16 protein-coding genes are annotated in these 22,480 nt (G+C 31.3%); 1 reads left to right on the plus strand and 15 read right to left on the minus strand.

All coding sequences use genetic code 11. From position 1 onward, the window contains the following. Positions 1-41: 41 nt before the first annotated feature. Positions 42-1,337: an AAA family ATPase gene (locus tag M0Q20_RS06740; protein WP_295059649.1), complete on the minus strand. Its 1,296-nt coding sequence runs from the start codon at positions 1,335-1,337 to the stop codon at positions 42-44. Next, positions 1,318-1,767: a hypothetical protein gene (locus M0Q20_RS06745; RefSeq protein WP_295059651.1), complete on the minus strand. Its 450-nt coding sequence runs from the start codon at positions 1,765-1,767 to the stop codon at positions 1,318-1,320. The genes M0Q20_RS06740 and M0Q20_RS06745 overlap by 20 nt, the downstream gene beginning before the upstream one ends. A gap of 184 nt (positions 1,768-1,951) precedes the next feature. On the opposite strand from M0Q20_RS06745, the gene M0Q20_RS06750 reads away from it, so the two are divergent. Beyond that, entirely contained in the window at positions 1,952-2,623 is a 672-nt protein-coding gene (locus M0Q20_RS06750) for a helix-turn-helix domain-containing protein (protein ID WP_295059654.1), read from the plus strand. Between the two features lie 9 nt (positions 2,624-2,632). On the opposite strand, the gene M0Q20_RS06755 is transcribed toward M0Q20_RS06750, so the two are convergent. The 13 genes from M0Q20_RS06755 to M0Q20_RS06815 all read right to left on the minus strand — a co-directional run bounded on the left by M0Q20_RS06755 (position 2,633) and on the right by M0Q20_RS06815 (position 22,296). Beyond that, positions 2,633-2,806 (minus strand): TraK family protein, encoded by a 174-nt coding sequence (locus tag M0Q20_RS06755; protein ID WP_295059657.1) that lies wholly within the window; start codon positions 2,804-2,806, stop codon positions 2,633-2,635. A 72-nt stretch (positions 2,807-2,878) separates the two neighbouring features. Then, the gene (locus M0Q20_RS06760) at positions 2,879-3,544 is read right to left on the minus strand and encodes a hypothetical protein (protein ID WP_295059660.1); all 666 of its coding nucleotides are present in this window, start codon (positions 3,542-3,544) and stop codon (positions 2,879-2,881) included. After that, positions 3,545-4,738, minus strand: coding sequence for a nucleotidyltransferase (locus tag M0Q20_RS06765; RefSeq protein ID WP_295059663.1), 1,194 nt, complete (start codon positions 4,736-4,738; stop codon positions 3,545-3,547). After that, on the minus strand, positions 4,735-5,880 hold the full coding sequence (locus M0Q20_RS06770; RefSeq protein ID WP_295059666.1) for an SAVED domain-containing protein: 1,146 nt from the start codon (positions 5,878-5,880) through the stop codon (positions 4,735-4,737). Before M0Q20_RS06770 ends, M0Q20_RS06765 begins: the two co-directional genes overlap by 4 nt. Positions 5,881-6,437: 557 nt before the next feature. Beyond that, the gene (locus M0Q20_RS06775; RefSeq protein ID WP_295059669.1) at positions 6,438-8,660 is read right to left on the minus strand and encodes a S8 family peptidase; all 2,223 of its coding nucleotides are present in this window, start codon (positions 8,658-8,660) and stop codon (positions 6,438-6,440) included. 2 nt (positions 8,661-8,662) lie between these two features. Continuing rightward, complete coding sequence (locus M0Q20_RS06780; RefSeq protein ID WP_295059672.1) at positions 8,663-9,700, minus strand: ATP-binding protein; 1,038 nt, start codon at positions 9,698-9,700, stop codon at positions 8,663-8,665. Positions 9,701-9,856: 156 nt separating this feature from the next. Next, a complete protein-coding gene (locus M0Q20_RS06785; protein WP_295059674.1) occupies positions 9,857-12,808 on the minus strand; it encodes a DEAD/DEAH box helicase family protein in 2,952 nt (983 codons plus the stop codon). After that, positions 12,805-13,782 carry a RhuM family protein gene (rhuM, locus tag M0Q20_RS06790; protein WP_295059677.1) on the minus strand — a complete coding sequence of 326 codons (978 nt, stop codon included), beginning with the start codon at positions 13,780-13,782 and terminating at the stop codon, positions 12,805-12,807. The genes M0Q20_RS06785 and rhuM overlap by 4 nt, the downstream gene beginning before the upstream one ends. After that, positions 13,779-15,728 (minus strand): ATP-binding protein, encoded by a 1,950-nt coding sequence (locus tag M0Q20_RS06795; protein WP_295059680.1) that lies wholly within the window; start codon positions 15,726-15,728, stop codon positions 13,779-13,781. Before M0Q20_RS06795 ends, rhuM begins: the two co-directional genes overlap by 4 nt. Further along, positions 15,725-16,924, minus strand: coding sequence for an SIR2 family protein (locus tag M0Q20_RS06800; protein WP_295059683.1), 1,200 nt, complete (start codon positions 16,922-16,924; stop codon positions 15,725-15,727). Before M0Q20_RS06800 ends, M0Q20_RS06795 begins: the two co-directional genes overlap by 4 nt. A 1-nt stretch (position 16,925) precedes the next feature. Further along, complete coding sequence (locus M0Q20_RS06805) at positions 16,926-18,179, minus strand: restriction endonuclease subunit S (protein ID WP_295059686.1); 1,254 nt, start codon at positions 18,177-18,179, stop codon at positions 16,926-16,928. Position 18,180: 1 nt separating this feature from the next. Next, positions 18,181-20,529 carry a class I SAM-dependent DNA methyltransferase gene (locus M0Q20_RS06810; protein WP_295059689.1) on the minus strand — a complete coding sequence of 783 codons (2,349 nt, stop codon included), beginning with the start codon at positions 20,527-20,529 and terminating at the stop codon, positions 18,181-18,183. After that, a complete protein-coding gene (locus M0Q20_RS06815) occupies positions 20,530-22,296 on the minus strand; it encodes an N-6 DNA methylase (RefSeq protein ID WP_295059692.1) in 1,767 nt (588 codons plus the stop codon). Positions 22,297-22,480 lie beyond the last annotated feature (184 nt).

The raw sequence follows: 22,480 nt of genomic DNA on the forward strand, positions 1-22,480 counted from the left end.
AGTTTTAAAACATTTTCTGAAATTTCCGACATATTTTCCTCCTAAACTATCTTTCTATCTATATTCATATTTGATGACTTATCCGAAGTATCAAAGGACTTATCTGGCAAGAACTCATTTCCCTTAATACCCCTAAAAACAGACTTATCTGAACTAAAAGGACTTATCTGACTTATCCGAGTATCACTCTCCATGAGTTCATAAACATCTTTGAAATTTTTCTCTGCAATCTTTGTAGTTTTCCAGTATTTGTTTTTTCCAGCTTGAACTATTGCATTAACTTTATCCTTGTTTGTAAAGCCCATCTCTTGCATATATTTCATTATTTGGCTGTAGATAGGTTTTTGGTGTGATGTTTTAATAAACTCTATTATTTCATCTTTAATGACTTCATCTACTTGTGTTTCTTTCGCCCACTCCACTTCAACTTGAGATAAAGAGTGATTTTCTTCCTTATAAACAAAAGCTATCTCTTCAATATCTCCAATTCTATTTTTAAATGGTGTGAAAATAAAAGTTTTTTTGTAGTCGTTATAACTCAATAAAAAAGCATTTGAGCTATCTTCTTCCCAAGCAGAACTACCAGCATAGGTTAGTTCTCCTAAGTCTTTATTTGGCTTGTTTGTGTGATGCAGAAGTATCACCGTAGCACCAAGATCTCGTAGGACTCTAAAAAAATCCATTAAAGGAGAAACATCTTTGTTTTTATCCCTGTCTGCTCCAGCTTTTAGAAAATTTTTAGCACTATCAAAAACAATCAAGATGTTTTGTAGATTTCTCGTTTTTAGTTTTGTAATAACATTCCAAATATCCTCTTTTTTTACAACTCTTCCATTTTTCTTTTTTATAGGAGAATGATATTGAAACCTCTCACCCCATCTTTTCTCTATCTTGTCAATGCCTCTTTTTTTGAGTGTTGTCGGAGAATTATCTAAGTCAAAATAAAAAACATAGCTAATATTGTTCTGTAAAGACATATTTGATAAAGCCATTGTGGTCAAGCTTTTGCCACTGCTTGGTTTTGCAGCAATTAGTGTTATTTCTGCTTTAACAATCAAGTTATCGTAAAGATATACCAATGTTTTATCTTCAAGATCAATGGCCTCTACCCTTGTAATGTTGATTGAGTTCAGAAAATTTTGATCAATCTCCCCTAGTTGCTGTACTTTATGTTTAGAAAGTTCACTTTCTAGTTTAGTTATTTCACTTCTAATTACATTTTCTGCATCCTGAGTGATATATTCATCAAGCAATAATGCTCTTAAATCATTCATCTCTTTTTTAAGTGCTTTTATAGAAGCTAGTTCTTGTTTTATTTTATCTACACTCAAATCCATCTTCTTCCTCAATTCTCATCTCCTCGTCATATCTTGTTACTACCGTATTATTTAGATCAATATAATTTTTGTATCTTCTATCAAAAAGATTTTTAAGCTCTGAGATATATCTATCCATAAGCCACTTAGTAGCTTCTTCCGTAGAACAAATCCTTGAAGCCAATCCTCCACACCCAAGTAAAGCTCTAAAAAGCCATTTATTTAACTTTAATCGCATATTGTTCTCTACCAAAGATGCAAAATCATCCACCCTATATGATAACCATTGCCATTGATTGTCAATTTTTAAAATCTCTTTTGCATACTCTCGTGCAGCACCGCCACTACCCCAAAAAGGATTTTCAATCTTTGATGCAACATCTTCTACAAAAGCAATTGGATCTGTCCACCTCTTTGCAAAAAGCAAAGGATAAAGTTCTTTTGAAATCACAACAAACTCCTTTGTTTAAATATAAAACATTAAGTGATACACTTTAAAACAAATTATGCCAAATAATAAAACATTTGTCAATATAATAGTGAACATTTCAACTTCAAAACTAATCTGATAATGTTTTAAAAGTAAACATTAGATTAATTTATGTATAATACACAACAAGGAAAAGGAGTTTAAAATGGATGCAAAAGATGTTTTATATAGAATAAAGCAAATTGAAAAAATTCAAAATGATAAAGATTTAGCTGATTTACTTGAAATAAATTACAATACATTAAGGGGATGGTTGCAAAGAAACTCATTACAATTTGAACCTATAATTGAATATGCTAAAAAAAACAATATAGATCTCAATTATATTTTTGGCACAAAAAACACACAAAGTATTGAAAACATTGAAAGTCCATCAATTATTGCACTCAATAATGCTATTGCAATTTCTCAAAATGAAACAGAAGTTGCTGATTATCTAAAACAATTTACTCTTCAAAAACTATTTTTAAAATTATCAACTACAAAAGAATCTTTTTTTGAAAAATTAGCAGATATTATTTTTCCTAAAACGCAAAGAATTATCTTATTTTTGTATAAGATTTTAGTACATATTGCAAAAGATGATACAGCCAATAATAGCAATGATAAAGAGTATTTAATTGAAAAAATAAACAGTTTTGATTTGTTATCATTTGAAAACTTAGGGCATGGTTTTACCGTTTTTGATAAAAAGAAGTTAATTTCAATAGTTGAAAATTTATCAGACAATGAAATAAGTCTTGTTTTAGAAAATGCTTCGAAATCAATAAATATTCTCAAAGAAAATCTTGATTTTTTAAATAAACTAACATATTAATTTAAAGGGCTATTTTAGCCCTTTTCGTTTACAGTACCTGTAAAATCCATTATATGATATTTGTACATCACTTGGCATTTTAGAACTTAATATTTTCCAAATACTTCTTAAACTAGCACCAGTTTTTACAAACTCCTCAATCTCTGATCTGTATATATCTAATACACTTACTTTACTTGTCATTGAATTTCTCCTTTTATATCTCTTTCACTTATATTCATAATTGAATGATTTTGGAGAAATAAGGAGACACTTCTATGCCTCCGTGAAAGTTTCTTCTCCATAATTTTTGTACCAATATCTTGCAGCAAAATGTCTAAATTGATTAATTTTGACATTCAACTTTTGGCTGCATTTTCCAAGTCGGTTTTTACATCCACAAGAGCATGGCTGTTTATTTGCTACTCTTTTTTTCATAGAAAGCATTTTTATTACCTGCTTAATAGAATCTTTTCCCTTAATAGCAAAGATCTTTTCATATTCATCTATGATGCCTTTTTCGCCATGTGCCAACTCACCAAAAACTAACTTTTCACCATCTTGTATTTTTAATGAAACTCCATATAAATATGGAACTAAACAATATTTTATAAAACCTTCAAGGGTTGGATCTTTACTCAATAACTGCAATAATCTTAGCGATGAACCCAAGCATAAAGTGTTGTCTGGATTGATATGATATTCTTCCTCACGAGGAATTTTGTTTCCTATTTCTTCAACTTCTGGGATAGCAGACAGAAAATTATTTGCAATTTTAATTCGTATTTTATAAAAGTCTTTAACCTCTCTGTATCCATCAGTTTTAGCAGTAAAATATAATTTGCCCTCAACTATTAAGCCATCATTTTTTGACGGCTTAATAGACATAGATCTATGTTTATCTAAAAAATCTTCCAGCTTAATTTTACTTATTAAACTCATCTAAGATTTTCTCCATGGACTAGCAGTATCTTCTTTTTTAATATGATAATTATTTGAAAAAGCTGAACTAGCAGCTAAACCTAACATTGTTCCTATTTTATCGATAGAGTTTAATGATAAGCTCATTTTTTCAGATATTAAATCAGAATCAAATCCACCATTATCACTTCCAGTCATTGAAGCAAAATCTCTTCTTGCAGACTTTAACCAAAGGTAAAAATTCTCTTCCAATTTTAAATGAGTATATGATGCATCATCCCATTTATCTGCAAAATCTTCTTCTGGATGCGTTGGATTAGGTACTTTTTTACCACTTTTATTTATATACTTATCCATATTATCAAGAATATTTTTTAAGGCATCTACTAAATTTTCTTCCCCATTGTATGCTCGCCCTGCAAGAGTTGTGATAATAACTGAAATTGGTTTTGAGTCATCGTTATCCTTAAACATATTATCTCGATGTCTTTTTAACAACTGAACAGCTCTTTGCAAAATTGTTTTTTGATTAAAACTTGGCAGTTTATCAACTTGAGCCTTTTCCATTAACAATCGTGTAGCTTGATTTTTTTGCATCATTGCTTCAAACCATAACGCATATCCCTCTGGATTGCTAATATTCCAATCACTATCAATTTTTGGATAGTTTTTTTTATCAGTATCAGTTATTGAAACAGACTTGCTCGAAATTTTCCTAGACAAGTTTTCATCAGATACATAGTTTCCATAGATATCCTTATAAATCAAATTTGATATTGATTCATCAAGAGGAATACAGGGAACAACATCTATATGGAAGCTTAGTGAGTCTTGATATTCAAGTCTCCAGCATCTTCTCTTTTCATCTTTTTTTGATTTGATTCCTCTAGTATTTCTGTAAGATTCAAGTTCTTTCCCAACAAGCTCTTTTAAATCTTTTTGGCTGTGTGTACTTTTTGAAATACCATCTCTTATATTACAAGCTAAATCCAAATCATACTCTTCATTATTGTTAAGAGGCCTTATAGCTGTTCCGAGTCTAAATGAACCTTGCGGGAATACATGTACATCGTTATCTTTAAATAGTGACTCATCTCTCCCGAACCATTCACCTAGGTCTTCATATCTCTCTTTTGCTTTTTTATAAGCAGTATCAGGTAGCTCTAATAGCTCTACAATATTTTCTAAAATTAGTGTCTCTTGTTGTTTTGTCATTTGGCTTCTCCAATAGTTATAGCTTCAATAAATTTATCAGCTTTGTTATTTTGATCATAAATGATCCACTGCATATCTGATTTTGGCATTCGTACTCTTCCTAATTCAATTGCACACGATATTGGCATTGCAGGAAAAATTTTTAACGGTTTTTTTGAATGTTTATCATTTATTTGAACCATGAGTTTTCTAATCTCTTGACGAAATAATGAGAGTTGTGCTTTTGACCTCATAAAATCATTATGTAAAAAGCTCTTAGGAGCTGTGATTTCCCATATATTTACATCTTGACCTGTAACTTCATAAATTCTATCTCTTGAGATTTTTCCACTTAATGAGAGAATGAGAACAGGCTCTTTTTCATACTCTTCATCATTTGTTACAACAAACTCAAAATCTTTAGGCTCTTCTTGCCATCGCCAAGTTTTTGGTTCTCTAATTGGTTGATATGTATCTACTGATATTTTATCTGTAAATAAACTACCAAGCTTTATTAATAAAGGCATTGGAGCCATAGCAAATATTGAAAAATCTCCAGAATCTTTTTCTTCAATTTTAGGTTCAATATATTTCGTAAATATTGCTTCTAAATGTTTTAGTTCAATATTCCAAAAATCTTTATCATTATCTTTCAATTCAGATTGCATAGATAAGAGTATAGGGTTTTCATTTGTGGGGTATTTATCTGGAAACATCGCAGCAATTGCTTCATTTTTTTGTATTAGTGATTTTTGATCACTTATATTAGCACCATAAAACACTACATGCGATTGTTTACTTGTTTCAATACCTGTAACAACATTAATTCTTTGTTCGTGTTTTTGCTTCCATTCTTGGAGCATTTTTGCAGGATATTTAGATTCATTTCTATCAATTTTCACATGACATTCATGACACATTAGCATTAAATTATCTGTTTCATTTAACGCATCTTTATTAAAAACGAATGGACCCCATCCTCTAGGACCTTCTTCTGAAAAAGAGTATATATGAGCTTTTTGTGCGATATTTACTCTTTCTTGCGTAATTGAAGATTTGAATAAAATTTTATTACAACCTTCAAACTGGCATCTGCCAGCACTTCTTGCCCAAAGTTCTCTTTCGACTTCTTTTTTTATATATCTCGTAACTTCATTAGCCAATATATTATCCTTTCTAGCTAAATAGTGTTACAAAGAGTAATGAGCTTAAAAAAAGTATATTGACTATACAATCGTTTTATATTTATATAATATGTAATCAACTATAATTTGCTTGATCAAAAACATTATAGATTAATTGTTTTAAACTTATTAGCTTGATAACACTTAATTTATACGCATAGCGTAACCAAATAACCTGATTGCCGTCAGGTTATACGCTTATAACCATATATCATCTGTGTATTTATCTTAAATCTTGTCTTTATTCCCTATCAACTCCTTGTATTTAATTTCCATTGAGAACATTATCCCAGCATAAAATTAAGTAATTTTACAAACTTTTTTAAAAGTGCTTCAAAAATATTACAAATTGCCATATTATTTTTTTGAGCTCTTTGATGGTTTTAAGCTTGGCTTATTACCTGGAGTACTTTTATTATCTCTACGCCGTTGGTCTAGTTTGCCAGTTGATTTTGCAACAGGCTTTGGTCCTGGTTTTAATCCCATACTATTTTACCTCCCTTCAATAAATTTAAAAACAGTCAATTTTGAATAAACTATTCAAATTCAATTTCTTCTTCTGCAATATTGAATATATCAATTCTATTCTCCACATCTATTTGATTTACTAGCCAACCCCTAAGTTGAGCATTTTGAATAAATGTTTCAATTCTATTAACCCCCTTGATCTCTTTTAATGTTATCACTATACCGAATTTAAGTCCATCTCCATGTCTTTCATCAAGCCGTTCTTTTGTTTTAAGACTTAGACCCCACAAATGATTATCGTAAGCCTTCAACTCTCTATTTTTTCCAGTAAAAAAATCTCGTATATGTTTTACATTATCCCATTTTCTAAAAGATTTACGAGCATCCTCTTCATATGTATGATGATTAAATTCTTCTGTTTGGCGATTTTTATTAACTGATTGAATAACATTCTTATCGTTTAATCTACCAAATTTTATATCAAGTTCTGTATTAGTGTAATCAACCCCTTGGTTTCTTGAAGATGCAGGGAAATAACAAAGTGTAGCCTTTGCAATAAAAGGATGTTTATCCTTAACTATAGGAACTGGTATATTATAATTGTATGTATCATATTTTTCAGAAATACCTTGTATAACAAATTGTATTTCGTCATCCTGACTATGCACAATATCCTTGATGTATATAGGAACAACTCCATGTCCTACAAGCGTTGGATCACTTTGTTGTTTATCCCAAGTGGTAGCAGAGTGAACAAGCAGTGCTTTAGCAATTTCTCTACTTAATCCTAGGACATTGATCAAATATGATAGTTTTCTAGAAATCCATGGAGCTGCAAATGAAGTTCCTTTTACAAGAGCTTCTCCATTTGGAGTGCAAACTTTCATTGGATTTTTTAAATCACCACCATAATAACTAATATCAGGCTTAATAAAAAATGACAATACAGGCCCTTTTCTACTATAAGAAGAAGGTTTATTATCTTTATCTACAGAATTTACGACTATGGAATTTATTGAATCAGCAGGTGCTCCAATAGGTTTGATTACAGTTTCTCCAGAAGATAAATTTGTTCCAGCTATAACAAATATGACATCATTATCAAATTGAATCTTATCTAGAATAGCTGCTTCAGGAGATATAAAATTAGGATTTATATCGAGTTTTGAACCTAAAGATAAATTCCATACTTTAATATCTTTATTTGCAGCTACTATTTCGCTAATATTTCTTAATATAGTAAATGAGTTAAAACTATTACCACTAGCTACTCCAAAATGTCTAACTCTAAATCTACCACATCCATCATCTAAATGAGAATTAAAAGTTGGTCCATCTACAATTATAGAAGAAACTGCTGTACCGTGTTCTTTATCACTTTCAGATACAGGTATATCACTAGATAGCATATTAGTATATTCAACCCATTCTGAAAAATATACTCTTTCATCAAAAAGTGTATCAATCACTCCAATTATTGGCTCATTTTTGGGAGAGTCGATAGTGATAATGCCATCATCAATAAATTGAAAATCATCTTTTGTAATTTCAGATAAATCACTAACTGCCATAGATATTAAAAACGGAGCTTTTGTCTTTAAGATTTCTAGTTCATCAGGTCTCAATAAAATAGTTGTTTCATCCATGATACGGTTAGAGAGAATACTTATTCCTATTTTTTTCAAAAGTTGTGTTGTTTTGACATCTGTTTTATATATAGTAATAATTGCATTTTGTTCAAACATTGCATCTTCAATAGATATATCAAACTTTTCAACATAATATGCATCTCTAACGACATTAAGAAAATTTGTTTTGAAAATTGTTTTATGAGTATAAGGAATCTTTTTTTTATTTATTTTATCAATTGTATCACAGTCAATTTCTCCATCAAACTGTTGATTTAAAATATTAATACTATGGGTTAATTTTTGTATCGATTCATTTAAAATATCTTGTGATATGTAATGTGTGATAATGTGCTTGGGAGAGGCATCAAGTGAAAATTTTGCACCTACTATAGAATTATTAGGTTTATTTGAATTGTTTCCTAAAAGAGCTTGTATCCTATTGCTTTTAGCTGCAACTTTAATATAGTACACTGAAATAAGTGCTCCAGGGAGGAGATTTTGACCTTTCCAATACTCTCTAAGCTCTTTTAAGTTTTTCAGTAAATCTTGTAATTTTGATACATTTACAGATTGACCTGCAGGTAAATTAGGTGCACCAAATCCATCTGTCGATCTAGATGCTTGTTCAAATCTTCCTTTTAATTGTAATAGGTTATTCAATGTTACTCCTTTAACTCTCTAGAAACTTGACTTTTTGATATTCCTGTCAAAATTTCAATTTCTCTAACAGTAAAGCCTTTATTTTGCATGTATTTTAAATCCATACTTTCATCAGCTTTAGTAACATTAATATATAGTTTTTTTAAATAATCATATTCATTACTAGGATCACTAAATGCTATCGAAGTCTTTATAAGATTTTTAAGTTCTCCAGGATATGGTATTACATCCATGCTTTCAAGTATTTTTTTAAACAATCTGATATTTCTTCCCGTAAATTTAAATTTCTGCAACATATCATTTAAAATTGCTTCACCAACTTCAATAAGATCTTGTTTTGTATAATTGCTAAAATCAATAATAGCATCAAATCTTCTTGATAATGCCTTATCAAATGCTTTGTATAAATTAGTAGTTGCGATTAAGACAATATTATTATTTAAGCTGTCTAATCCCTTTAAAACAGAAGAAGTTGCTCTGCCCATTTCCCTTAAATCATTTGAATTAATTCTATCAATCGCTATAGAATCTATCTCATCAAAAAGAATAATAACTTTATCTGGATTTGCAACTGAAGAAATCTCTTTGAAAAGTAAGGATATATTTTTAGAAGTTTGTCCCAGTTTACTGTCTATAACGGAGTCAAAATCTACTATAAATAATTCTCGTTCAAGTATTCTTGCAATTTGTTTAGCTGTTTCAGTTTTACCTGTACCAGGAGGACCTTCAAATAAGAATTTATTTACTCCAGCGTTATGTCCGATAGCATTTATCAAACCTAATATATTATCTTTGATTGAATTTGGTAATGGTAATGGATTATTCGATGTTTCAATTCTCTTAACAAATATATTTTCATTTGTATCTATTTGAGGGGAAAAAGTATTTGTATCTGATAATAAAGCCATAATATATTCAGAAAGCTGATAATCATTGCTTCTATCAAAAAATTTTGCAATTTCATATGCTTCATTTCTAAAAGCATCTTCATTTTTTTCTGCGTGATATTTTATTAAGTTTAATACATTTTTTTTCTTCATTTTAATTCCCTTTCAAAAAATATATTATATCTTATTTGGGACATAAAATCAATAGTTGGGACAAAATATAATTAATAATTTTAAAAAAAATTGAAAATATTCACTATAGTTATGTCTCAGAAAAGTCATTTAAAACATATCTATTATCTCATTTAATTAACTATGAGCACTAATATTCAATGCTCTTTCCAAATTCTCTACCAAGCCAACTCTAAATGCTTCATCTCCTGCAAAAAGTTTATAGAGTTCCAGCTCTTTTCTTCTCTCTTTATTCATAACTTCACTTATCATCTTCTCAAGAGCTAGTTTTCTAGTAAACTCATCATAGTTTTTCTCATATTTTGACTCATAGTCATTATGCGTTTTTACTCTATCCATGATATGAATGAATTTTGCTTTTTGCTCTTCTGGAGTAGCTTCCCATCCATGAAACCACTTTTCATTGAAATATTTTATGATTTCATCAAGTGGGTCTTTCTCACTATCTCCTCCATGAGCACCTCTAGGATTGGCGTTTTGTGGTTCAAGTTCAGTCGCACTGTCATCTAAACCTATTGTTGTACTCAGTTTCACTCTCTCTAGCCCATAAGTTGAAAGATCTACGGCATCTAAAAGTTCATCAAGTAGATCTTTGTTTTTATCTTTGATTATCATCTTAGGTATCAAAAATTTCAAGAACCAAAAAAGCTTTTCCCATCCAATAATTTCATATGGCATGATGGAAGCCATTTGTCCATAAATCTTCACAAATTGCTTTGCTTTTATCTTATAGTCGGCTTTATCATCATCTTCTAGTTCAAGCTCTTGGTTAAATCTTTGTGCTGCTACATCTATGATGATAGAGAGTTCACTTGCATCTACGCCTCTAAAATATTTTTCAAAGAAATCATCCACTTCACTTTGCTCATATATACCAGTGTCATCAAGTGTACTTTTGAGTTCATGCAGTACATTTATATCTGTCTCTTCTTTTAGAGATGTAGAGGTGTAAAAAGGGTCAAACGAAGCCTTTATATCTTCAACTCTATTGAAAAAATCCAGTACAAACAAATCTTCTGTTTTTTTACCATATTTTGGGGCTGAACGATTTAGACGAGAGAGTGCCTGAACTGCTAGTACACCTTGAAGTTTTTTATCTACATACATTGCACAAAGTTTTGGTTGGTCAAACCCTGTTAAAAACTTATTTGCAACTACAAGTAGCCTATACTCGTCTGTGTCGAACTTCTCACTTATATCTTTTGAGGTAAAGCCGTTGATGCTATCTTCTGTGTACTCAATCCCTTTTACCTCTTTCTTACCAGAAAATGCAATAACCGCTTTAAAAGGATTGCCAAGTTCATCAAGCTTTTTAGTGATAGCTTGATAGTAAGCTATGGCTGTTTCTATATTTGCCGTTACTACCATACCTTTGGCTTTACCTTTTAGCTTTTTAGTCTTTACCACATTGTTGCTGAAGTGATCAAGCATTATCTCCACTTTTGTAGCTATGGTAGATGGATTCTTCTCCACGAAACTTCGCAAGATTTTTTGAGCTTTTGCTGTTTCAAAGAGTGGATTATCTTCTATCGATTTTGCTATCTCATAATAGCTCTTGTAAGTGGTGTAGTTTGAAAGTACATCGAGGATAAATCCCTCTTCTATAGCTTGTTTCATAGAGTATAGATGAAAAGGTATATAGCTGCCGTCTTCTTGTTTTGTACCAAATTTTTCAAGAGTTGTATTTTTTGGCGTTGCCGTAAATGCAAGATATGAGGCATTGCCTTTCATCTTTCTGCTTTTCATTATCTCAAGCACAATATCTTGAGCATCCATCTCTTCATCAAACTCTTTTTTGCCCATCGCTTCGTTCATTTTTCCATGGGCTGATCCACTCTGACTAGAGTGAGCTTCATCGATGATAACTGCAAATCTTTTGTCACTAAGATCGCTTATCCCATCCACGATAAACGGAAACTTTTGAATAGTAGTCAAGATAATCTTTTTACCATTTTCAAGATTGCTTTTAAGCTCGCTAGAACTGTATGCTGGAGCTACGATATTTTTTTGTTCACTAAAGCTTTTTACATTATCACGAAGTTGTTTATCTAGTAGCTTTCTATCTGTAACAATAATCACACTATTAAAAAGTGGTCTCTCTTCATCTTGATAATACGCTTCTATAAGCTGGTATGCACTCCATGTGATAGAATTGGACTTTCCACTACCTGCACTATGCTGGATAAGGTAAGTCTTACCAACGCCGTTGATACTGACATCATTTATGAGTTTTCTTACCACATTTAGCTGATGGTATCTAGGGAAGAAAAGTGTTCTTGAGCTTAACTTATCGCTCTCTTTGCCATCAAGTCTTACAAAATGCTGGATGATGTTTGCTAAAGAATCTCTTGTAAAAATCTCTTCCCAGATGTATGCCGTTTTATGTCCGTTTGGATTTGGTGGGTTTCCAGCTCCGTGGTTATTTCCTTTGTTAAACGGCAAGAAAAAAGTTTTAGCCCCATCAAGCTTTGTTGTCATATAGGCTTCATCGGTATCTATAGTGAAGTGAACTATACACCTTGCAAAGTTGAGTAGTGGTTCTCTTGGATCTCTATCTTCTTTATATTGCTTTATTCCATGAAATCTAGCGTTTTGTCCAGTCCAGCCATTTTTTAGCTCCATTGTCACTATTGGCAGACCATTTACAAAAAGAACCATATCCATCTCAAGAAGTGGATTTGCCGTTGAATGTGTCACTTGTCTAGTAACACTAAAGAGATTTGAGGCAAATCGTTTTTTTGTCTCCTCTGCACTAGAGCTAAGAGGAGCTATATAAAAGAGTGTAAAGTGTGCATCTTCTACATCAAGACCTTTTTTAAGTATCTTGAGCACTCCGTACTTTTTTATCATCTTGTCTAGTCTTTGTATCACTTTAAGTTTGTACTGAGGGTCACGACGGAGTTTGTCTAGCTCATCTGATTGAGTTGACTCTAAAAAATCCAAAAATAGTTTTTCATCAAGAGCATACTCTTTGTTAAAATCACTATTTACACCCTTGATAAAACCTTGCTCAAGTAAGGAGTTTTCAATACTACTCTCTAACGCTTCTTCGTTTGTTTTACTGCTCATTTTAACCTCTTTATATCTTCTTCAAGTTCTTTTATACTTTGTGTTTTTTGCTCTTCTTTTTGTATCTCTTTGTATTTTTGATACTCTAATTCACTTCGCTCTTTTGCTATTTGGTGGCTTATTTTTCCTGCGTGAGCGAGTAGTTCCCTACCATTGATAGAGAGTATCATATCTAGTCTTGCAATCCAATCTTTCATATACATTGGTGTTTTTTGCGATGCCATTGTTTCTGCAAACGCAAGATATTGTTCCACCAAAAGCCCTAAGAGTTTTATCTCATCTTCATTCAGATAATTTTTAGCAATACTTACATCTTTTTTGGTGACATTTTTACCCTCTTTATCGAATGAACTCATCCCTAAAAGTGGTTTAGATATATCTACTCTATTTTGCACAAGCTCTGCTGCTGTTTGAGATGACACTGCCCAAAGTAGTTTGTTTTGAACCACTTTAAAAAACTCTATAGTTTTTTCATCTTTAGCATCATAGTCAATACTTGTCATATAGATATCTTTGATTTTTTGATAAAAAAACTTCTCACTAAGCCTGATGTCTCGCAGTCTTTGTTGAAGTTCATCAAAGTAGCTCATAGAGTTGCCGTTTTTAAATCGCTCATCATTAAGAACAAAACCTTTTGTAATGTACTCCTTTAACCTCTCATTTGCCCAGATACGAAACTTTGTACCAGTGGGTGTTCGCACCCTAAAACCTATGGCTATAATCATATCGAGGTTGTAAAAATCAACATCATATTTTTTGCCATCATTTGCAGTTGTTCGGTAATTCCGAACAACTGAATCTTTAATCAACTCACCCTCTTCAAATATAGCTTTTATATGCTCACTTATGGTTGATTTTGCTTTGCCAAACACTTCACATATTTGAGCTTGAGAGAGCCACACTGAGCCATCTTCAAACATCACATCGACTTTGATGTTTCCTGCTTCGTTTTGGTAGATTAAGATTTCGCTCATATTTTAACTCCAAACCATTCATCAGAAATTATACAATTTTTACTATTTGGTTCAGGATTAGACTTATTAATCGTTATATGTAAAGGCATAGAAACACAATTGCCAAATATTAATGCTTCACCTGGAATTGATTGTTTTATTTTATTTACAAAGTCGTCTGAAAAGTACGGTAAAACTGCATTTATATATCTCATGTCAACTTCATTTTGTATTCTATGAATTATAAAATTAGAGCATTGAGATAGAACCGTTTCTGACAACTCGGATGGTCTTTGAGATGAAATCAATAAATACAATGAATACTTTCTTCCCTCTCTAGCTATTCTCTCAAAAATATTTTCTCTTAATAAGTATTTGTAATCTTTTTTTATATATCTGTGTGCTTCATCCAAGATTAGATGAACAGGATTTTTTCTTCTCTCATCTCCAATCAATTCTTTTCTTTGTGAAAAAATTAGTCTTGAAACTACACTTGTTAAAGTTTCTAAAATATCAATACCCAATTCGCTTGTATCTAAGATAATTAATTGTCTTTTATCTACATCTTTACCCCAAATATAGTTTAAATATGTTGTTGGATTCGTAACACCAGAAGGAATATTTCTCATAAAATCACAATCAGGATTATCTAAAAAATAATCTAACCGTGTCATCATTGTTGCCGTATAACCTCTCATTTGTCTATTGCCACGAGCATCTTCTTCCAATAAAGTTATTTCAGCAGATATTTTTAAAAATTTATAATCAAAAAATTCACCATTCTGAATTCTTTTATCTAAAACATTTTGAACACTTTCAAGATCAATTTTTTTACTTACTGTTTGCACCTCATTGCTTAATTGGTTCTTATTCTCACCATAATTAATTGTACATTTAGAACTAAGATTATTTATATCTCTATAAAGACCTTCTTCTTCACATCTTTGTTTTAAAATCATATCACTATCAATAATTCGTTTTATTTTTAAAATTGAAGCACCAGCAGTTGTTATTCTTGAAGTATCTGTATCTGCTTGACTTAATATACTGTATAAAAGTTCACACAACTTGTGTCGTAAATAATTAATGAAAATTTTACTCTCTTCGTCTTTAGCGGTTGCAATTTTATAAAATCTATAGGTTTCTTGAAGAACATTATCCCAAAATGGTCTTTGAGTTGCATCAGTTGCTAATAAAAAAGCACTCCATTCATCTAATGACATTAAAAAGTGAGGCATTAAAAAACTCTCGTAACCTTCATCATTTAGTTGCTGTGTACTCATATTTGGTTTTAGAAATTTAATTTTTACTTTACTATCAAAAAATTCTTCTTCTTTTTCTTTTGGTGAAAAAGCTTTTTTATATTCTCCATTTACATCAAATATAATAATTCTTGAGCCTAATGCGGAGTTTTGTTCTTTTTTTAATATTGTTTGTAAAATATGAGCGATAGTATTTGATTTCCCACTTCCTGAGTTTCCCAAAACAGCAGAGTGAATATTAAAAAAATCATCTATTGAGATACTGATTGGATAATTAATTAAATTTTTACTAATACCTAAATCAAAACTTTTATGTATATTGTTGTCGGAGTTTTGAACTGTTCTTAATATTTTCTCCATATCATCGTTTTTTACAATATTAACATCACTGTAAAGACTTGGGTATATCCCAACACCTAATGAAAATTTTTGATTTGTATCTATTGTTCCTATGGGCTTGAGCATCAGTTCTCTATGTCCATCAATATTAAATGCTTTTTGTTCATTGTATAAATCTGAATCAAATATAGAAACAACTTCACAAATGATATTTTCACCAATTGCATTTACTGTTTTTAAATAGCTCCCAATATTTCCAAAGTAATAAATTTCTCCATTGATATTTACAGATCCACCTGTAATTTCAGAAAAAATCTTGACTTTAAATTGATTAAAATTTATCGAAATTATTTTCCCTATTTTCATAGTTCTTTCTCTTTTGTCTCTGATAGTTTTTGCATAAATTCTTTCAAAATATTTGAATCTTTATTTTCATTTAGATTTGGAATAAACTCATCTACGATATATTTAAAATAATGAATCTTTTCACTCTCAATTTCACCATGTATTTTATAAATTCTTTTGTCATCAATCTTATAAATTGGTTTATCGTAATTGCCAAAAATAACTATAGAGATAGATGAATTTGACGACAAAGCTTGATATATAATATTGTTCAGATGGTCATCACTAAAACTATACCCTATGACAAAAAGAACACTATTTTGAAGTAAAAGTTTTTTCTGAAATTCCCTTATAATATCAGTATATGGAGAGGTCAGACTTTTGCTTTGCTTTAAAGGATTTGGATAAATTAAAACACTTTCGGATGGCTTTTTATCTGTATGTTTTATATTAATTTCTTGAATATTAAAAAGAGAGTTTCCTTCTTTTTCAATCCAATTAATTGAGCCGTGCAGTTTATAAAGATAAATCATATTATCCAAAGCTTCGTATTTTTCTATGCTAGTTTCAATTTTTTTTGAAAAGGTATATCCAAATCGTGCAGGATTGAAAAATCGCTCTAACCCACCACCAAATCCATTGTTATAATTAATATTTAAATTATCCAAAACTCGTTCATTAAACAAATCATTATTTGTTGTGAAAATATTCACTCTACTTAAATCTTTATTTCTGTAAGTCACTTTTTGATAAAAAGTTTTATATGTATCAGCGACTGCCTCACATGATGCTGCAGAAAAGTCAATATTAATTTCTTTAAATATTGTTTCTTCTATAACTTTAATTAGTTCATCGGTGTCTTTGTCTGCTTCTTTAATTCCAAGTTGATAATCTCTCTTTGAATACAAAATCCCGAGTACATCCTCTAAATTTTCATTATTGTTGTCTTTTAATTTTTTAAAAGTAATTTGTTTTGGTTCATCTGTTAATTTAGCTTCTATTTTTACAATAAAATCTTTCATAGTTGGAATAGCAGGTAATTCTTTTGTACCTGTACTAGTACCTGAACCAAAAAGAAAATGTATATTTTTCATATTTGACAAATCAAATATTTTTTGTTTTATTAGCTTTAAGCTATCAACATCACTTTTGCTTTTTGATAATTCATCTAGTCCTTGATAAAACTTTATATTTTCATTTACAACTTCTTCAGACATTTTATACCCTCACTTTTCCAGTAACTACACTATCAATAAGCGATGCTTTGTACTCTTTTAGTTTTGCTATGTAGTTTTGTTGTAGCTCTATGGCTTTATCAATTTTTGCTGTTTGGATTTCGATATATTCTACGATTTTCATTTGTTCGTCTTTTGTTGATGGAATATAAAAAGGTATTTCTTTCATCCTGCTTTTTGATAAATCCCATTGTCCAATTCTAACACCGTCAGAAGCTTTAATAAAAAATGGAACATAAACGCTACTTCTGATAGCTTTATGAAAAAAATGTGGTTCTATTCTATTTAGTTCAAAGATGTAATATGCTGGACTGACAATCCCTGTATAATCCGATATTCCATAAGAACCTTGCCATGCTTTCATTTTATTCATAGCAAATTGACCTTTTTCAACCATTTTATAACCACTTAAATCATCTGGTATAAAGTTATGATTAGAATCTTTATCATCTACATCTCTTAATATCACACCTTGTTCTCTGGTAACAGACAAAAGTGGTAAATCAGGTCTGTTTTTGATTGAAATTGGTTTTAAACATGTTCCTAACTTACTAACTTCCCAATGCTTCGGTATCTCTCCAATCCACTCCACACCACTATCTTTTAACTCTACATCTTTAGCCAAGCCTTTTGTTACCGCTTCATTGATGGTTATCTGGCGACGCCCTTTTAGTAGCTCTATAAGCTTCTCTTTTTGGCTGATGGCTTTGTCTATTTGAGTTGTTTTTTCATCAAGGAAAGAGGCTATTTTTGTTTGTTCGTCTTGTGACGGAAGCGGAATTAATGAATTTCCAATGAAATTCCAACTTGCTCTTGGCATTTTAGTTCCATAAGTAGAGCTATTTATATGTTCTATACAAAAATATGAAACAAGCATATATTTTAAGAATATGCTCTTAATCTTTTTAGATTCTAAAACCAAAAATTCATTTACACAAAGTCCATCTTTTTCTGCTAAATAAACTTTTGCAAGATAAGGCCGTAATTTACCAAATAAAACATCACCTTTTTTAAAATTTATCCCTGCTTCAGAAAAAACAATCTCTTGAGTTTCAATATATTTTGTTGTTTGGCTTTCAATATTTTCAAGTGCTATTTTAAAATCGCTTTCAACAGATTTTATAGTTTTATTATTTGCAATAAATTTTAGTTTTTTGATTTCCCAATGCTCAGGAATCTCCCCCAACCATTCAACACCACTCTCTTTATAAGATGTATATTTTTCAAGCTTTCCCATCTTATACCCCTAATATCTCTTTGATAAGACCCTCAGAAGCCTCTTCAAGTTCAAGTATATCTTTTGCCACTTCTTCCAAACTTCTAAGCGGTTTATGCGTGTAGAAGTATTTGTTAAAGCTTATCTCATATCCTATCTTTGTACTATCAATATTTATCCAAGCTTCTTCTACATGTGGTTTTACCTCTTTTAGAAAATACTCATGAATCTCATCTTTTAGAGGGATATTTTCACTGTCTCTTAAATCTGTATCGCTCTCATACTCTATGTACTCATCTTTTTTATCAGTTCTATAATAGCCAAAGTCTGCAAGTTGTTCTTTTTCACACCCTAGATGCTCTAGAAGTTTTTCTTTTTTCTCTCCACTTATCTTACTTACTTTTTTTATCACTTTTACTGCGTTTTCATCGTACCAGCTTACGGCATTTAAGATGGCGTTTTTTTCAGATGCGGTGAGTTTGATTTTCTCATCTTTTAGGATTTTTTCAACATCCTCTTTGAAGATATTAAAATCATCATACTCATCAGTGCCGATTTTATCTTTTAACATGTAAGCAGTCTCTAAAAGCATCTTATGTTTTGCCCAAATCTCTTTTGAAGCGAGGGCTTTTTTCTGCTTTGCATTGAGACTTATATCTTCTCTATCTATGTGTTCCTCTATCGCTTTTTTGTGTTTGCTTATGTCTATATAGCACTCATCGCCAAACTCTTGCAAACACCATCTCATAGGCTCTTCTAAAGTTTTGTCAAAACGCAAGGTTTCTATTAGCTCATCTCTAAGTTGAGATTTCAATCTTTTTGGTCGCTCGATATTTACTTTGTAATATCCAAAATCACTGTTATCAAAAATCTTTGAGGCTATTTTTCTGCCATCTACTTGCTTCTCACATTCCTCAAACCTGCTATACACTTCCATAATTTTTGAGATATGTTTAGCTTCAAGCTCGCAGTTTTTATCTCCAAGGTTTTTTCTTAGTTTGCTGTAGAGGTCATTTGCATCTATGAGTTGTACTTTGCCTCTTCTATGTTGGGCTTTGTTGTTTGAAAGTAGCCAGATATATGTGGTGATACCTGTGTTGTAAAATAGGTTGTTTGGTAGCTGGATGATAGCATCTAGCAAGTCATTTTCTATGATATATCTTCTTATATTGCTCTCTCCACCACCTGCGTCACCTGTAAAGAGCGAGCTACCATTGTGAACTGAGGCTATACGGCTTCCAATTGCACTTGAAGATGTAGGTTTCATCTTGTTTACCATCTCCATCAAAAAGAGTAGCTGTCCATCACTGCTTCTTGGAGTGGCATCGGCTTCTGCCTCTTCGCCCCAGTAATCTTTTAGTCTTACTATAAAACGAGGGTCTATTATCTCTTTACCGTCTTTTATGTACTTTTGTTCACTCGCCCATGATTTTCCATAAGGAGGATTTGAGAGCATAAAGTCAAACTTGTTTCCGCTAAACTCATCTACTGCCAATGTTGAGCCGTTTTTGATGTTTTCAGGGTTGTTTCCTTTGATCATCATATCTGATTTACAAATGGCGTATGTTTCGTCATTTATCTCTTTACCATACAGATACACATCTCCACTTGCTCGTATTTCTCCCTCTTCGTCTTTGATGAAGTTTTGAGACTCTGTAAGCATTCCTCCACTTCCACATGCTGGATCGTAGATAGTCATAACAGATGAAAGATTATCTTTTATAGGGTCAAAGATAATGTGGGTCATAAGATCTACAACTTCTCTAGGTGTAAAATGCTCTCCCGCTTCTTCATTGTTATCTTCGTTAAACTTTCGTATCAACTCTTCAAACACATAACCCATACCAAGGTTTGTAAGCGGTGGAAGTTTTTTACCGTCTGGATCAAGAGCTTCTTTGTCGGTTAGGTTTATATATGAGCTTGTAAACTTCTCCAAAACATCAAGCAGTACATCTTTGTCCGCCATGTGTTTTATCTGAGCTTTTAGTTTAAACTTGTCTATTATCTCGATAACATTTGAGCTAAAGCCATTTAGATATTCTGTAAAGTTTGCCTCAAGAATTTGAGCTGAGTTTGTTGCCGTGTCGTAAAGCTTTTGAAGTGTCCATTTGCTTGTGTTGTAAAATACATATCCGCTAGAGTCTCTTAGACCCATATCATCAAGCTCAGTAAATCCAGCTTCATCACGCTGAAATTTTAGCTCTTCAAGTACCGCCTCTTTTGTAGGCTCTAGTAGTGCATCTAGTCTTCTTAAAACTACCATAGGAAGAATTACATCTCTATATTTACCTCTAACATATACATCTCTTAAACAATCATCTGCGATTGACCATATAAAACTTACTAATCTATTGTGTACTGCTTGGTTCATCTATTTTACCTCTAAATATTTACTATGGATTGCTTGAATATTTTCATTTATTTTTTCTATTTCATTATACATTTTTAATTCACTATTAAAGTTTAATGCCGTTTGTTTTTCTTGCTCTTTTGTTAAGATGGGAACAGAGAGTTTTTTTATCTCTGATGTTGATATTTGAGGCATTGCCGTACCTGCTACAAGTGAAGAGAGGATTGTCTGCCCAAGGTTTGATTTAAAAAACATATACAAAGAGATAGCCTTATCTTTTTTGTCATTGCCTTGTACTCTTATGACCTGTATAGCTTGAGAAGCGATTGTAGCCTCACTTATCTCTCCCATGATGGCAACCTTGCCTATGGTTCCTTTTGTGCTTAGAAGGACATCGTATGGCTCTAATTTATAGGTTTGTAGTCTTTTGTACTGAGAACCTATCTGTTTAATCTTTCCACACTCTAAAGTATATCCAGCCTTGCTAAAATCAGATGGAGAGATCTCATAAACCTCTTTTCCCTCTTCTTCGTCTTTAAACAGCTGTGATCTTCTTATGTCTGCTATATCTTCAAGTTGTATAAGCTTGTAATTTTCAAGCGTTTTTTGCAGCTCTTTTGCTTCTTTAGGGATTACATATCTATCTATGGCTAGTGAGTAATTATTGTTTATAATCTCTTCATTTGTTGCGATTATAGAGATATTTTCAATCTCTTTTTTATTTTCATAGATGCCTAATATCACATCTAAGTCTTTTAAAATCAGTCTTCTTCCATCTCTTTTGATGAAACTATCATCTTTTAGGTTGATAAAGTGAACCGTATCATCACTTTTTTGTTTGTTTATTACAAAAAACACTGTCTCTATAGATGTGGCACTATGAAGATTTGGCGGAAGCTGGATTATGGTTTCAAGATAGTTTTGCTCTATGAGGTACTTTCTAAAAGCCTCTTCAACTCCACCACTAAATGTAAATCCTGTAGCCATCAAAACAACTGCTTTTGAACTTGTTTGAGCAAGGGCATGTTCAAAATGAGCTACATCTAACACTGTACCTTTATGGATTTTAAACCTGTGGAATTTGTCATTATCACTATCTAATTTTCCTTTGAGTCTAAAAGGAGGGAAAGATAAAACTGAGTCAAATTGCTTTAGAATATGAGGAGCATTTGGGTTTATAAACATTGGATTTTTTAGTGCATCTGTTAAACAAAACTCGATATTACCGTTGTCTAGTATATTTATGAGTTCTGCAATGATTACTGCTTGAGACATTTGAAAATCTGCATAGATTTGTTTGTCCGTGTAGTATGAGTATGCAAAGCCATTTGTAAATGGCACATAAAGCTCTTTGCTCTTGCCATCTAGTAGTTTTACTCCAAGTTCTGCAATTTGATTTGAAACAGAATAATCAAACATTTTGCCTTTATCGTCATAAAACATATCATTAACATTTGGAAGCTTTGATACATTTTTGACAAAACTAAGTATAGTTGTAAGAAGTTGATCATCAACTAACTTTGTATTAAATCTATAAAGTTCAAATAGCTTGATAATTTTTGAAAGCTTTTCAAAAATAACTGTTAATTTTTTTACTTCTACTTTTTGATTGTAGAAATTTTCAAAAGAGATCTCTTCATCAACTTTTTTCTCATTTGAGAGTTTTTCCCATGCTTTTAAAATATATATAAATTCCAAAGCTTCTTGAGTATCTACTCTTCCTCTTAGGTTATCTAAAAGTTTATATAGCTCATTCACTAGATACTCCTCATTTTTAATAGTTATCATTTTACACTCCTCTAGTTTGATGTTTACTTAAATATGATGAAAGTTTAACAAGTTTTAAAATTAATGTCAAGTAGTTTGGAGCAAACTTATATATTTTATTAAATTGACTATTTTTTGAAGATTAATGAAGTTTTATAGCTAAGATTTGATTTATGAGAATATTTTTTTGATAAATAGATGATAT

The sequence above is a fragment of the Sulfurimonas sp. genome, assembly GCF_023229025.1.
In the GTDB taxonomy this organism is placed as follows: Bacteria; Campylobacterota; Campylobacteria; order Campylobacterales; family Sulfurimonadaceae; genus Sulfurimonas.